General features: G+C 64.7%; 9 protein-coding genes and 3 tRNA genes. 10 read left to right on the forward strand and 2 right to left on the reverse strand.

Annotated features, from left to right (window positions below; all coding sequences use genetic code 11):
- The first annotated feature begins 18 nt into the window (after positions 1-18).
- Positions 19-4,533 (forward strand): transglutaminase domain-containing protein, encoded by a 4,515-nt coding sequence (locus BMYO_RS00805; RefSeq protein ID WP_158216922.1) that lies wholly within the window; start codon positions 19-21, stop codon positions 4,531-4,533.
- Between the two features lie 18 nt (positions 4,534-4,551).
- Here BMYO_RS00805 and BMYO_RS00810 read toward each other — a convergent pair whose 3' ends face one another.
- Positions 4,552-5,784: a trans-sulfuration enzyme family protein gene (locus tag BMYO_RS00810; protein ID WP_094666698.1), complete on the reverse strand. Its 1,233-nt coding sequence runs from the start codon at positions 5,782-5,784 to the stop codon at positions 4,552-4,554.
- A gap of 120 nt (positions 5,785-5,904) precedes the next feature.
- Here BMYO_RS00810 and BMYO_RS00815 point away from each other — a divergent pair, with 120 nt between their 5' ends.
- The 9 genes from BMYO_RS00815 to dapC all read left to right on the forward strand — a co-directional run bounded on the left by BMYO_RS00815 (position 5,905) and on the right by dapC (position 13,124).
- Positions 5,905-6,984, forward strand: a complete 1,080-nt coding sequence (locus BMYO_RS00815) for a histidinol-phosphate transaminase (RefSeq protein ID WP_094666699.1) — start codon at positions 5,905-5,907, stop codon at positions 6,982-6,984.
- A 343-nt stretch (positions 6,985-7,327) separates the two neighbouring features.
- Positions 7,328-7,409, forward strand: a tRNA-Tyr gene (locus BMYO_RS00820).
- A 1-nt stretch (position 7,410) separates the two neighbouring features.
- Positions 7,411-7,482: transfer RNA gene (locus tag BMYO_RS00825), tRNA-Thr, on the forward strand.
- Positions 7,483-7,486: 4 nt separating this feature from the next.
- Positions 7,487-7,560 (forward strand) — tRNA-Met (locus BMYO_RS00830).
- 63 nt (positions 7,561-7,623) lie between these two features.
- Entirely contained in the window at positions 7,624-7,791 is a 168-nt protein-coding gene (gene rpmG / locus BMYO_RS00835) for a 50S ribosomal protein L33 (RefSeq protein WP_007053013.1), read from the forward strand.
- 610 nt (positions 7,792-8,401) lie between these two features.
- Complete coding sequence (locus BMYO_RS00840) at positions 8,402-9,640, forward strand: UDP-N-acetylmuramate dehydrogenase (protein ID WP_233427962.1); 1,239 nt, start codon at positions 8,402-8,404, stop codon at positions 9,638-9,640.
- Between the two features lie 219 nt (positions 9,641-9,859).
- A complete protein-coding gene (locus BMYO_RS00845; RefSeq protein ID WP_094666702.1) occupies positions 9,860-11,386 on the forward strand; it encodes an amino acid permease in 1,527 nt (508 codons plus the stop codon).
- A gap of 83 nt (positions 11,387-11,469) precedes the next feature.
- Complete coding sequence (gene fdxA, locus BMYO_RS00850; RefSeq protein WP_094666703.1) at positions 11,470-11,790, forward strand: ferredoxin; 321 nt, start codon at positions 11,470-11,472, stop codon at positions 11,788-11,790.
- A 128-nt stretch (positions 11,791-11,918) separates the two neighbouring features.
- Entirely contained in the window at positions 11,919-13,124 is a 1,206-nt protein-coding gene (dapC, locus tag BMYO_RS00855; RefSeq protein ID WP_094666704.1) for a succinyldiaminopimelate transaminase, read from the forward strand.
- 150 nt (positions 13,125-13,274) lie between these two features.
- Here the strand turns inward: dapC and dinB are convergent, their stop codons facing one another.
- Positions 13,275-14,549, reverse strand: a complete 1,275-nt coding sequence (gene dinB, locus BMYO_RS00860; protein ID WP_094666705.1) for a DNA polymerase IV — start codon at positions 14,547-14,549, stop codon at positions 13,275-13,277.
- Between the last annotated feature and the right edge of the window lie 200 nt (positions 14,550-14,749).

Below are 14,749 nucleotides of genomic sequence, written 5' to 3' on the forward strand. Positions count from 1 at the left end.
GCGCAGCCGGTGCGGTCTGTGCGGCCGATACGCCACGGCCTGATCCGTCCGACCGTGGGCGGCTTGGTGTTGCTCGCCGCGGCGGCGGGCGCATGCTTCGGCGGTCTGTTGCTGGACGACCGCACCTTGATGGATGCGGCCATCGCCTTGACGGTCGTGTTCGTCATCGCGTTGGTGCTTACCGGGTTGCAATGGTTCGGCTTACTCCCCATCGGTGATGCGCGGCTCGCACGGCAGATCGAGCAGCGCGACAGCCATGGCAACGTGGTGGCCCGTCTGAGGGGCGACGTGCCTGAACGGCGTGGCTGGTACGTCACGGTGAGCACGGTGGCGCGTTGGGTCTCGCCGCTGGGATTGGTCGCGGCCCGCAAGGTCGTTCCCAGCGACGGCCAGACGCTGGTGCTGCCGGATGACGACAAGCGAGGCGAATCCGGCATCGCGGCGGTGGACAAACGGCAGGTGGGCTCCAGCCAATCCGACCATTCCGGAGGCGTGCGCGCCTATGCCCCCGGCGATCCGCTGAAGCTCATCTCCTGGCGGCACACCGCCCACCGGGGTGAATTGATGACGCGCGAATCCAGTCGCGACGTCCGCACCACGGCGCTGCTGGTCCTCAACACCGTCGAAGTGTCTGAAGACCAACTGGATTCGGCGGTCGCGGCTTTGCTGCCGTGGGCTTTGGCTGCACGAAACGGCCGCGCGGAACGGTTGGTGGTGACCGACGGTGTTCAGACATTCGAGGGCATCGACGCCGTCGAACGGTTCCTCGCCGCCGTCAGGCCGAGTGGGGAAGTGATTGTTGACGGCCGGTCGGGCCGCGCACGGTCGCGCGCGTCGGGAAGCCACCATGCCCATAGTGAACAACAGTCCGCTGGTGATACGGCCGCGCCCGCCGCGCGGGCCGCCGCCATCGTGCGCATTGCGATGAACGGACAGGGACCTGTGCGGGTACTGGCATGCGACGCGGCCGCCGACCAACCGTTGCTGGGCGCGCTGCGGCGCACGCCGATCGCCGATCGATTGACTGCGCTCGATCCATCGGCTCCGCAGTCGAGTCCGGCATATCGGCATATCGATATCGCCGGCGATCGAGCGCATGCGAGCGGCGGTATTGCCGGGATTGTCCCGGTGGGGGATGTGTTCCGCCGGCGCGAGTTCGCCGATGCATCCGCTCTCGCGCAGATACTGGCATTGCTTGCCTTCTTCGGCGTAGCGCTCACGGGCGTGAGCGGATTGATTGCGCCCACGGGCCTATGGATATGGTTCGCCGCCGCGCTGTTGGCGGTCGCAGCATTGGAGACAGGCGTCGCCGAGAGGCTCGCCGCCGGACGAACGCACCCGGGGCGTCCGAACACCCGTCCGGTCTGGCGATGCCTCGGGTACACGGTACTGACCCTCATCGCCACAGTGGTGCTGTCCGTCATCCGGCTCCGCTCGGTGGCCGGCGACGCCTTGGCCCATATCGCGGCGCAGGGGACGGCTGCCGGTCAGGATGGCAGCGGGGTGTCTGCGGGGGCAGCCGCGTCATCGGCCGCATCTGCCGCGTCCACCGCTGCAGACGGCCCGTTTGCGGCCCTCGCTGCCCGCTGGCAATTGTTCGTCAGCGTCGTCGAGGACGGATTCAACCAGCTCAACCTCCAGCTGCCGCCGCTTAAGGTGACCCCCGCCAGCGACATGTTCCTCATCCTGCTGGTGGCGGCGCTCGCCATACTGATTCGGTTTGTTCTCGCCTTCCGTCCGGTGTGGCCGGTGATGGTGGTCTTGCCGGTGGCCGCACTCGCTGCGGACTACGCGCTGGTCGGCCATATCGCGCCGCTCTGGGCCATCGGCCTCGTGGTGGTCGCGCTTCCCTTGGCGCTCTGGGCGGCCCGGCCACAGCGGGCGGTCGCCGAGATTCGGCTGCCCCGGGCGATTCGGGCTCGGACCGGGGCGCCGGCCAAGGCATCCAAGACAACCAAGACAACCGAGACAACCGAGACGGACAACAAGTCGCCTAGGTCGCCTGAAATATCTCAGCTGGCTCGCCGTCCCGGCTTTCAACGGTCCGGTGACTCACGGCCGCCCCTGCGCCGGTTCACCTCCAGATTCGCTCCGCTGCAATCGATGGCGGGCGGTCGCGCCTCCCTCGCTCTGCGCGCCACCCCGGTCATCGCCGCGCTGCTCGCCGCGGCAATCACCCTGCCGCTGACCGGTCCCGCCGCCGATCTGGCCTATCGCGTCCCGCTGTCGATCGGCGAGGGTGGCGGCATGTTCACCTCGAACACCGTCAACCCGATGATCGACCTCAAACGCAACATTGCCGCCGGCTCGGACAACACGGTTTTCACCTACCGGGCCTACCGACGCCTGTACCTGCGCCTGACCACGTTGGACAACTTCGACGGCGACTCGTGGGGCTACGACCGCGAATTCGCGCTCGACGCCGGCCTCTACGGTTCGGGCATCCAGCTCGGCCGCGACAGTGATGATGAGCTCACCCGCAGGCAGCGCATGGTCATGAACCCGCTGGGCGCGTACATGGCCGCCCTCGGCTATACCGGTTACGATGTGGCGCTCACCAATTCGGCCTCGCTCGAACAGTTCATGGTTAATGCCGACGTGCGCATCGCCTCGCTGAAATCACGTTTCCTGCCCGTCCCCGGCAATGTCTCCTACCTCGATAACGGCGTCGGCGACGACTGGCTGCTCTATCAGGACGGTACGGTATACAACCGCACCACCGGCACCTCGCCGGACATCGAATACACGGCGTACGGAAGCGCGCTCACCCCCATCACCGGCTCGTCCGGTTTCAGCCAGCTTACGCCGGTCAAGGCCGCCGAGAGCAGTCTGCTGGATGAGAGTGACACCACGACCGACGATATGACGGCCTGGTATCAGGCGCGTCGCAACCTCGCCGACACGGGATTGGCTGAGATTCACGGCGACAGCACCAACGATTTCCTCGTCATCAAGGCCACGCTGAACGCCGACGGCAGCGTGGTCGGGCCGAACGGATGGCGGCTCGGTTCCGGCAGCTTCAGCGGGGGTGGGGTCATGCTTCTGGACGGTTCACAAGCCACCGTACCCACCAGCGTGGTGTTCAACGACACGGTCGTGAAGCAGTTCGGCTTCGGCAAGGACGACTACGTGCTCGGCTTCGGCGCCGACGGCAACGTGACGATCGCCGTACCGCTCAGGGACGTCTCCACGCAGTCCTCCATAAACGGCGACGACGGCGAACATGTCAGTGAGTTCTACGGTGCCAACATGTGGGAGGGGCGCGTCGTCGGCGTGCTGAGCGGGATGAACTCCGGACTGAGCGCCTACTCGATGGTCAAGGGGTCCATCAGCGAGTCCAACCCCGCCGCCGAACGCATGAAGCGGTATGTCTCGATCAGCGACGAACGCGCCCACGCCAGCCGGTACACGTCGGTGCCGAAGGACCTGCCCGCCAACGTGCGCGCCGTCATCAACCAGGCGCAGGCCGCCGGCGTGCCCATCACGGGCGACAGCTACGACAATCAGGTGCGCGTGATGCGTTGGCTCGTGGAGTACTTCACCAACCCGGACAACGGATTCACCTACTCGCTCAACGCGCCGGACGGTGACGGCCGCGACAACCTCGAGGTGGTGGACGACTTCCTCGATTCCGAGACCGGCCACGCCGGCTACTGCCAGCACTACGCCTCGGCGCTCGCCATTCTGGGCCGCGCGATGGGAGTGCCCACCCGAATCGTGCTCGGGTACAACGCCGGCGTCGAGGATCGCGACGCGAACGGCTACTTCACGGTCAAATCGAAGCAGCTGCACGCCTGGGTCGAGGCGTATATGGACGGCGTGGGCTGGGTGCCGTTCGACGTGACGCCCGCGACCGTTGACAACGGGTCCGCCAAGTCCGATTCCGCATCCGACTCCACCGATGCGTCCGGTGATTCCTCGTCCACGTCCGACGGCGATCAATCATCGACCGAAACCAATCAGTCCGACCAGAACGCCCAGTCCGATGATGCGGCCGGCGCTGACGAATCCACGAATGACGATTCCGCCGATGCCGCGGATGAGAACGGCGCGACCGATACCTCGCAGGATGCGGCCTCCGGCGCCACATCGGCCGGCGTCTGGCGGCTGACGCTGCCGGACATCATGACGTGGCCGGTGTGGGCCCGCGTCCTCCTCGGCCTGTTCGCGTTGGCGCTCGCGGTGGGAAGCGTCTGGGGTGCGCCGCGTCTGTGGCGTTGGATGCGTCGCCGCCGCGTGCTGCGTGCGATTGCACGGGCCGAGGTGTCATCTGATGATGGGGGGTTGACCGATGCGGCGTGGCAGGCCGTATGGCATGAGGTACTCAACACCGCACGCCCGGCTGCGAAACCCAGCCCCGCCGACACCGATTTGGAGGTCGCCGCCGGACTGGCCAAACGTTACCCAGATCAGGCCGATTTCATCCGTGATGCCGCCCGCAATGCCACAGCGGCCCGGTTTGGCGGACGTCCGGAACCGGTCACCGGCCTAACCGGGCGGTTCCAGACCTTCCTTAAGCGGTTCCCCCGCTAGTGGTTCCCAATCCCGTCGTCACACCTCGAATCCGGCTTCGACCAGCGCATGATCGATGTCGCGGATCAGGTCATCGGTGTCCTCGAGGCCCACGGCGAAGCGGAAGAACCCGCGGTGGAATTCGGGCGGGTAGAGGTACTGGCGTTCGTCGTCCTCGCCAAGGAAGACGATGAGGCTTTCGTCATGGCCCAGCGACACCGCGGACGTGATGATGTTGAGCTTGGAGACGAACCGGTTGTGCCCGTCATGGTCCGTGTCAAGACCGAACGCCAGCACGCCGCCGAAGCCGGAATCCGGCCGGGCCAGCTGGCTTACGGCCACGTCATGGTGCGGATGCGACTCGAGGCCGGGGTACGAGACGAACCGCACGGACGGAATCGACTCGAGATGCTTCGCGATGGCGAGCGCCGAGGCATTGTGCTGGCGGATGCGCAGCGGCAGCGTCACCGAGCCGCGGTTGATGAGCCAGGCGTTGAACGGCGAGATGATGCCGCCGAAGTTCACCTGCGCGGTGAAACGGATCTGGTCGGTGCGGGCCTTGGTGGTGGCGATCGCGCCGCCGAGCGCGTCGCCGTGGCCGTTGATGTACTTGGTGAGCGACTCGATGACGATGTCCGCGCCCAAATCGAGCGGACGCACGTTGTACGGCGAATTGAACGTGTTGTCCACCGAGACGAGGATGTCCGGATTGGCCTCGTGCGCCAGCGAGGCGATGGTCTTGATGTCGGACACCTTTAGTGTCGGGTTCGCCGGCGTTTCGATATGGACCAGCTTGGTGTTCTCACGCAAGGCCGCACGCACGTTCTCCGGGTCGGACGTGTCCACGATGGAGGTCTCGATGCCGTACTTCTCCGGCAGGATCTGGTTCAGCAAACGGTAGGCGGCGATGTAGGTGGTGTCCGAGAAGATCGCGTGGTCGCCGCGGTTGAGGAACGTGGTGAACGTGGCGGCCAGCGCGGCGACGCCCGAGGCGAGCACGACGGCGTCCTCCGCGCCCTCGAGGCGGGCCAGCTTCTCCTCGAGATACCGCTGGTTCGGGTGGCCGTTGCGGGTGTAGAGGTTCACGTCCGAGCTGGACCAGTTGATGTCGGACGGGTCGTAGGGCAGGGCGTAGGCGTTCGCCAGCGTGATGGGGCGGCGGATCGCGCCGGTTTCGGCGTCGACCCCGTTGCCGAGGTGGATGGCCAGCGTGCCGAAGCCGAGCGGCTGGTCGTCGAAGGATTGTCCATGATGCACGAGATCTGAAGTCATGCGTCCAGCTTGCCAGCGCCCCCCGGTGCGCGCAAGTGCGGGTAATCGCCCGAAAACAGTGTTATTCCGGGCTTTAAGAGCGGATTATTGGAAAACGGTATAGGGGTATAGGATGGGGCCATGAGTTACAGACATCGCAGTATCATCGACACCCTTCCCGCATACAAGCAAGGCAAGCCCGCTCCCAAGGTTGAGGGCCAGCGCTCCTTCAAGATCTCCAGCAACGAGAATCCGTTCGAGCCGCTGCCCAGCGTGGTGGATGCCATCGCGCACCATGCGCTGCCGCATTTGAACCGTTACCCGGACATGCGCGGCTGGGCCGTGGTGGAGCGCCTGGCCCAGGAGATCGGCGTCAAGCCGGAGAACGTCGTGCTGGGCTGCGGCTCCACCGAAGTCATCACGATGCTGGTCCAGCTGGTGGCGGGCCCCGGCGACGAGGTGGTCTACCCGTGGCGCAGCTTCGAGGCATACCCGATCATCGTCACCGGCGCCGGCGCGACCAGCGTTCAGGTGCCCAACCTGCCGGACGGCTCGCACGACATCGACGGCATCATCGCCGCCGTCAACGAGAAGACCCGGCTGGTGATCGTCAACAACCCGAACAACCCCACTTCCACGTCGGTGTCCGCCACGGACGCCCACCGCATCATGGAGGCCGTGCCTTCGGACGTGCTGGTGCTGTTCGACGAGGCCTACTTCCAGTTCAACACCGACGCCGACACGTCCGTGGCCATGGACCTGTTCCGCGCGTATCCGAACGTCGTGGTGGCCCACACGTTCTCCAAGGCCTACGGTCTTGCCGGTCTGCGCATCGGCTACGGCGTGGCCCCGGCCGACGTCATCGAGGGCATGCGCAAGGTGGCCCTGCCGTTCGGCGTGACCGATGTGGCGCAGACCGCCGCGCTCGCCAGCCTCGATGCCTATGACGAGCTGACCGACCGCGTCAAGTCGATCGTCTCCGAGCGCAACCGCGTGGTCGCCGCCCTGAAGGAGCAGGGGTGGGACTTCCCGGAACCGTACGCGAACTTCTTCTGGCTGCCGCTCGGCGAGCGGACCGACGAGGCCGCCTCGCAGTTCCTGGCGGCTGGGCTCTCCACCCGCGTGTTCTCGGGTGAGGGCATCCGCATCTCCATCGGTGAGGTGGAGGCCAACGATCTGGTGATCGAGGTGTGCGCCAAGCTCAAGGCGGCCGGCTTCTGACAGGCCGAGGACGGGCCGGTGGGTCGTCGCGGCCGTCGATCGGCGGTGACTGGCGACGTCGGCGGTGAATGCTGACGTCGATCGGTGGCCGTGCGACGTCAGCCGGCGGCCGTGCGGCACCCGATGATGGTTGGTGTCGCACGGCCCGCGACGAATGATGCCGGCTGTTCGGTCGACGATGGCCCTGAGAGGTCTAAAACGACACGCCGATAAAAGCCCGGAATTGCAACGAAAATCACCGGTTTCGTGAGGCCGACTTGCGCGGCTGCGGATTTCTTGCTTTAATAGCCAAGTTGCCTGACGAGGTCAAGCCAAGAGGCCGGACCAAATAAGGAAACAGACTGGCGGATTTCCCAAGCGGTCAAAGGGAGCTGACTGTAAATCAGCCGCTTCGTGCTTCAGTGGTTCGAATCCACTATCCGCCACGCCCCGATAGCTCAGTGGTAGAGCACTTCCTTGGTAAGGAAGAGGTCGTGAGTCCAATTCTCACTCGGGGCTCTCTGGCGGGGTAGCTCAGCTGGCTAGAGCGTACGACTCATAATCGTAAGGTCAAGAGTTCGAGCCTCTTCCTCGCTACAAATAGCGCCCGCTGGAAGGTGGGCGCACCCATTAGACCTAAGAACACAGAGGTGAATGAGAATGGCTAAGAGCGCCGACATCCGTCCGGGCATCACGCTGGCCTGCACCGAGTGCAAGGAGCGCAACTACATTACGACCAAGAACCGTCGTAACACGCCCGATCGTCTCGAGCTCAAGAAGTTCTGCCCGCGCTGCGGCAAGCAGACCGTGCACCGCGAGACCCGTTGATCGCGTAGAGACTTTCAAAACCCGGCCCCAACAGGCCGGGTTTTTGCATATCTGCGCCCCATTCGGTGGTCATCTGCTTTATCGACACGAAATATCTGTAACATGAGTGCGGGCATCGGGGCTCGTGAAAGGGGTGCAGGGGAAAGATGCTTGTTTATGGCCCTCTGAGATGCCCTGCCGGCGTGATTGGGCGTGAGGCGAGCTGAGCCGCAGACATTTTGTGTCTGTTTACGGCCTTGGATGCAGGCAGAAAGAGCACGTTAATGGGGATAACAGGTGAAACGTATCTGTTTACTGGCTTTCTGAGGCCACAAACAGACACGTTTCACCTGCAACCCTTCTCGGGATGCGCAAAATACCTGCAGCCGTCACCTGTGTCGCTGCTGAAACCAACCGAAGTCGAAACCAAGCTAATCAGGCAGGTGGGGGTTGGGGTATGCGTTGCGCGACCGTAGGCTCGGCCGAGCGGCCTTGAGCGTGTCGCGCAACGTATGCCCCAACCTCCACCGTCAGCAGATAAGTAGTCAGTAGTCCACCGTCAACAGTCAACGATCCGTCGTACCCGTCCACCTCTACCCGCTCACCTCAGGAACCAAGTAGGATGAGCAACATGACCAGTTTTGCAGACATCACCACCATGGGCGTCGGCGGCCCCATCGCCCATTTCATCGAACCGACCACCCGCGTGGGCCTCATCGAAGCCGTCGAGGACGCCGACTCCAAGGGCCTGCCGCTTGTCGTGATCGGCGGCGGCTCGAACCTGCTGGTCTCCGATGAGCCGTTCGGCGGCGTGGTGGTGCGCGATGCCCGCCGTCAGATCACCGTGCCGGACGAGGCCGCGCCCGTCGAGGGCAGTGACCGCACGGTGCACATCAACGCCGAGGCCGGTGCGAACTGGGATGATTTCGTGGCCTTCACCGTACAGCTCGGGCTTGAAGGCGTCGAAGGACTGTCCGGCATCCCCGGCACGGTCGGCGCCTCCGTGGTGCAGAACATCGGCGCATACGGCCAGGAGGTGGCCACCTCGGTCGAATCGGTGGAGGTGTGGGACCGCGAGACCAAGACCACGCGCGACCTCACCCCGGCCGACCTCCGATTCGGCTACCGTTATTCCGCGCTCAAAGCCAGCATGTACGCAGCTCCGGCCAGGCCGGCCGACCGGTTCTTCCCGACGCCTCGCTACGTGGTGCTCTCCGTCACCTTCGCGCTGACCCATTCCGCCGAGGGCACGGTGGGGTATGAGCAGCTCGCCAAGGCGCTCGGCGTCGAGGTGGGCGACCGCATGGCCACCGCCGATATCCGCGAGGCCGTGCTCAAGGTGCGTGCCGCCAAGGGCATGCTGGAGGACCCCACCCGGTACACATCGCCGGCCATGGCAGGCACCAAACGCGAGGCCAACATCCTCGCCGACCTGCGCCGACTGGCTTCGGTCAACGAATCCGCCGGCATCGCCTTGGGCGACGACGGACTGCCTGTTCCGGACCGCAACCGCCACAGCTGCGGCTCGTTCTTCATGAACCCGATTCTGACCGCCGATGAGGCGTCAGCGCTGCCCGAGGACGCCCCGCGGTTCCCAGCCACGCTGCCGGACGGTACGTCCGGCGTCAAGACATCGGCCGCATGGCTCATCGACCACGCCGGTTGCCATAAGGGATACCGGGTCGCCGACGATGCATCCGCCAGCTTGTCCACCCAGCACACGTTGGCCCTCACCAATCGCGGGGAAGCCACGGCCACGGACGTCGAGGCACTGGCACGCGCGGTACAACGGGCCGTCAAGGACCACTTCGGCGTCACGCTGGTTCCCGAGCCGGTGTGCGTGGGTGTGCTGTCGGACCTCGACGCATGACTGTCGGATTTCGTACCGTATATGTACGAAATCCGACACTGAACCGTTGAGAACCGACAGTCAACCGTCGAAATCCGACAGCCAAGAGGCTGGGGCATCGGAACAAGAACCAGTCCGAAGCGTCAACTGGTAATAGACAAGTCACATTGCCTTCTCTATACTCGTTGTTCGATATTTTGCGCTCACTGAGCGTGCATACAACGAGAAGAAAAGGCTGTTATGCAACTGTTCCGTACGAAATCCGTCGAACAGACCATTGCCGAAACGGGTGAAGAGGGCCGCAAGCTCAAGCGCAACCTGACTTGGTGGGATCTGTCCATTATGGGCGTCGCCGTCGCCGTCGGCGCCGGCATCTTCTCCGTGGGCGCGCAGGCCGCCGCCTTCCACGCCGGTCCGGCCGTGATCATCAGCTTCCTCATCGCCGGCATCGTGTGCGGTGCGGCCGTGATGTGCTACGCCGAGTTCGCCTCGATGATTCCGGTGGCCGGCTCCGCCTACACCTTCACGTACACCACGGTGGGTGAGGTCATGGCATGGATCATCGGCTGGGACCTCATCCTCGAGATGCTCATGGCCGGTTCCGTGATCTCCAAATACTGGGGTGTGTACCTCAACGATTTCATGCGGCTCATGGGATGGAATCTCAACACCAACATCGCGATCGGCTCGTTCTCGATTGACGTCGCCCCGATCATCATCGTCGCGTTCTTCACAGTGCTTCTGGTGTTCGGCACGAAGATCGGCGCACGCGTGGACGGCGCGATGACCGTGCTCAAGATCGCCATCGTGTTCTTCGTGGTGATCGTCGGCTTCTTCTACGTCAAGGCCTCGAACTTCACGCCGTTCATCCCGCCGAGCCAGCCGGCCGACACCGTGCAGAGTTCCTCGGCCGTGGCCGGTATGTGGGGCCAGCCGCTGTGGCAGTGGGCCACCGGCATGACCCCGTCCATCTACGGCGTGCCCGGCATCCTGTCCGGCGCGGCCCTGGTGTTCTTCGCGTTCATCGGCTTCGATGTGGTCGCCACCGCCTCCGAGGAGACCAAGAATCCGCATAGGAACGTGCCGCTCGGCATCGGCGTGGGCATGGCGCTCATCATCGTCATGTACATGCTCGTGGCCGTCGTGACCACCGGCATGGTCTCCTATAAGGACCTCGCCAAGCAGGACAGCCCATCGCTGGCCACCGCCTTCGAGCTGGTCGGCGCGAATTGGGCCGCCAAGATCATCAGCTTCGGCATCGTGCTGGGTCTGGCCACCGTGGTCATGGTGCTGCTGCTGGGCCTGACCCGCATCGTCTTCGCCATGAGCCGCGACGGTCTGCTGCCGCGCAGCCTGTCCAAGACCGGCAAGCACGGCACCCCGGCCGGTCTGCAGATCGGCGTCGGCGTCGTGGTGGCGCTGGTCGCCGCGTTCTTCGACATCGGCGTGCTGTCCGACATGGTGAACATCGGCACATTGTCGGCCTTCACGCTGGTCGCCATCTCCATCCCGATCATGCGCAGGAAGCGCCCTGACCTGCCGCGCGCCTTCAAGATGCCCGGCAACCCGTGGATTCCGATTCTGATCGGTCTGGCGAACCTGTGGCTCATGCTCAACCTGACCGTGCTCACTTGGGTGCGTTTCCTCGTGTGGCTCGTGGTCGGTTTCGCCATCTACTTCGGCTACGGCTACTGGCACGCCCGCTTAGGCAAGGGCGATCTGAGCGATACGCTGTCCGCCGAAACCGACAAGGCCGTCAACGGCTGAGGCTGCGCGTTGTTGCGGACTGCCGCGTGCAGCGTCCTACCGCGAGCCTAAGCTGGTACGCAGCGTGATTTAAGGAGGATTCCATGCCATACGTTGTTGCCCAGCCTTGCGTGGACGTCAAGGACAAGGCCTGCGTGGATGAATGCCCGGTGGACTGCATCTACGAAGGCTCGCGTTCGCTGTACATCAACCCGAACGAGTGCGTCGACTGCGGCGCCTGCGAACCCGTGTGCCCCACCGAGGCCATCTTCTACGAGGACGACCTGCCGGACGAGTGGGCCTGGTACAAGGACGCCGCCGCCAACTTCTTCGCCGAGGTCGGTGATTTCGGTGGCGCCTCCGCGCACGGTCCGATTGGTAAGGACCCGGAGCAGGTCGCCGCGCTGCCGCCGCAGAACCAGTGAGAATCGCGGTAATTCGCGGTAGTTTGCGGTAGTTTGCCGCGCCCATCACACATGCTGACGAACCCTCGGCTGCACAAGGCCGGGGGTTCGTCGTATCGTGGAACGGATTGCAAGGAGAAAGGTTTTCCATGGGCTTCCACACATATTCCTCCCCGTACGATTGGTCTCGAATCGCCGGCTTCAAGGCGACGGCCAAGGCAGTGCCGGGCGGCATGATCGATCTGTCCGTCGGCTCGCCCGTGGACCCGGTCCCCGAGTCCGTTCGCGAGGCGTTGGCTGGCGCGTCCGACGCCGCGAACGCCCACGGTTATCCCGTCACGGTGGGGACGGCCGAGCTTAAGGCCGCCATCGATTCCTGGTTCCGCACCATGCGTGGCGTGGACCTGAAGGCAATCAACGCGGCCGTCGTGCCGACCGTCGGCTCCAAGGAGGCGGTGGCGCTCATGGCCTCGCTGCTGCACCTCGGCGAGGGCGACGTGGTGGTCCAGCCCAAGGTCTCCTATCCGACCTACGAGATCGGAACCCAACTGGCAGGCGCCACCGTGCTCAAGGTCGATGACGTGACGGATGTCGAATCTTGGGTCCATGTGCCGCGCGTCAAGGCCATCTGGGTCAACTCGCCCTGCAACCCCACCGGCGAGGTCATCTCCGCCGACTGGCTTGCGGACATCGTGGCCGCGGCCCGCCGCATCGGCGCGGTGGTGCTTTCCGACGAGTGCTATGCGCTGATGGATTGGCGTGGCTCGCGCGGGGGCGCGCCGGTGTCCGAGTCCAACGAGCCTGCCGCAGCCTCGGGCGCGTTCAGTCTGTCCGCCACGCCCTGCGCGTTGAACCCGCATGTGTGCGAGGGGTCGGCCGATGGCATCCTGGTGCTGTACTCGCTGTCCAAGCAATCCAACATGGCCGGATACCGCACGGCCCTCATCGCCGGCGATTACCGTCTGGTGAGCGAGATGGCCGAATACCGCAAGCAGATTGGCGAGATCATTCCCGGCCCGGTGCAGGCCGCCATGGCCGCGGGCCTCAGGGACGCCGCCTCGGTCCATACGCAATGGGCTCGCTACCGTGGTCGTCTCGCGGCGTTGGTCGATGCGCTGAACGCCTATGGTTATCAGGCCTCCATGCCTTCCGGTGCGCTGTATGTGTGGGTCAGGGCCAAGTCCGGCGATTGCTGGACGGATATGGCCGAGCTCGCCAAGATCGGCATCATTCCAAGCCCCGGCGAGTTCTACAACGATGCGACGCATCTGCGGTTCTCCGCCACCGCCACCGATGAGGCTATCCGCGCGGCGTGCCAGCGTCTTGCCGAGCGTCCTGCGTCAGAAGTTCGTTGATCATATTGTTGCCGCCTCTGCCGGGATTCGGATCGCGAAGCGAGGCCGAGGGGCAGGGTCGTCAACGTTTGTGGTGTGCGCGTCACGGTGTGGCCGCCTGACCGGGCCAGGGTACCGCCGCGTCGATGTGACGGGGTGGTACCGTGCGGCTCACGCCCCGAACTGGGCGGCCTTGGACCCGAACTTCCGTCTCACCGCGTCCAGCGCGGCTTCGGCGTCGTGCCGTCGCGCCTGTGAGGTCCGCCCCTGCACGTCGGCGGCCTCCTCAAGCATGTCGTCCAGCGACGGCTGCACTGCGGTGGCCGCGGCCTCGCTGAGTGACGACGCGCTCATGCCCGCCAGTCGTATCGTTTTGGGCAGTATCGCGTCCGGTCCGGCTGTGCTCGGCATTCCGAGCATGGCCTTCAGCTGCCGCACGCATTCGGGATACAGCACGCCGGCGGTGTCGGTCGGCCGTTCCATCGTCAGAGAGCGGGTCTGATAGCTCAGGTCCGCGAACCGCAGTTTGACGGTCACCGTACGGGCCATCAGCCCCTTGCGCCGCAGGGTGCTGGCCACTTCGTCACATGCCGAGCGCAACAGGTCGCATACCACGCGCATGTCGCGGGTGTCGGTGTGCAGCGTGCGTTCGGAACCGATTGATTTCTCCTCCCGGATCGGCGTGACCGAGCGCGGGTCGATGCCATGCGAGGCCATCCATAATCCGTGGGCGGCCGCCGTCGAACCAGTGGCCCGCGCCAGCGTTGTCTCGTCCATCCGGGCCAGATCGGCCACGGAATTCACGCCCCATGCGTTGAGTCTTTTCTCCAGTGACGGGCCGATGCCGGGAATGCCGCGCAACGGCATCATCTGCACGAATTCGGCCGAACGGGCTTTCGGAATGAGCAGCATGCCGTCCGGTTTGGCATTGGTGGAGGCCATCTTGGCCACAAGTTTGTTGCAGGCAATGCCCACCGAGCAGGTCACATGGAACCGTTCGGCCACCTGACGGCGCACCCAGGCGCCGATGTCGCTCGGTCGGTTCCACGCCAGCAAGGCGCCGGAAACGTCCATATAGCCCTCATCCACCGACACCTGCTCGAATCGATCGGTGACGGTCAGGAACACCTCGTGCATGATGCGGCTCGACATCATGCGGTAGTAACGCATATCCACCGGCAGGAACACGCCGTTCGGGCAGAGTTGGTGCGCGCGGGCGGCCGGCATCGCCGAATTGATGCCATAGCGACGCGCCTCATAGCTTGCCGCGGACACCACCGATCGCGGTCCGGTGCCGATGATCACCGGTTTGCCCTTGAGTTCCGGTCTGCGGGCCACCTCCAAGGAGGCATAGAAGGCGTCCATGTCGATGTGCAGCACCGTGCAACCGGTTTCGTCGTGCCCCCAATCGCGTTTGGCGGCGGCCAGTCTTGGTGCGGTGCTCATGGATTCCATTGTAGAAGGTGGATGATGATGGTCGGCGGGCTTGCCTCGGTGCGATGTCGGTGGCCGGTGTTGGCAAACGATGGCGACGAACGATGGCGGCTGACGACGTTGGTTGGCCAGTGTCGGAACCTGATGTTCGGACGGGCATGCAGGCGTTTTCCGTCGATTACTCGTCGTCGGACTCGGCTCGCGCCCTGTGA

Origin of the sequence: Bifidobacterium myosotis (genome assembly GCF_002259745.1) — a bacterium.
Lineage (GTDB): Bacteria > Actinomycetota > Actinomycetes > Actinomycetales > Bifidobacteriaceae > Bifidobacterium > Bifidobacterium myosotis.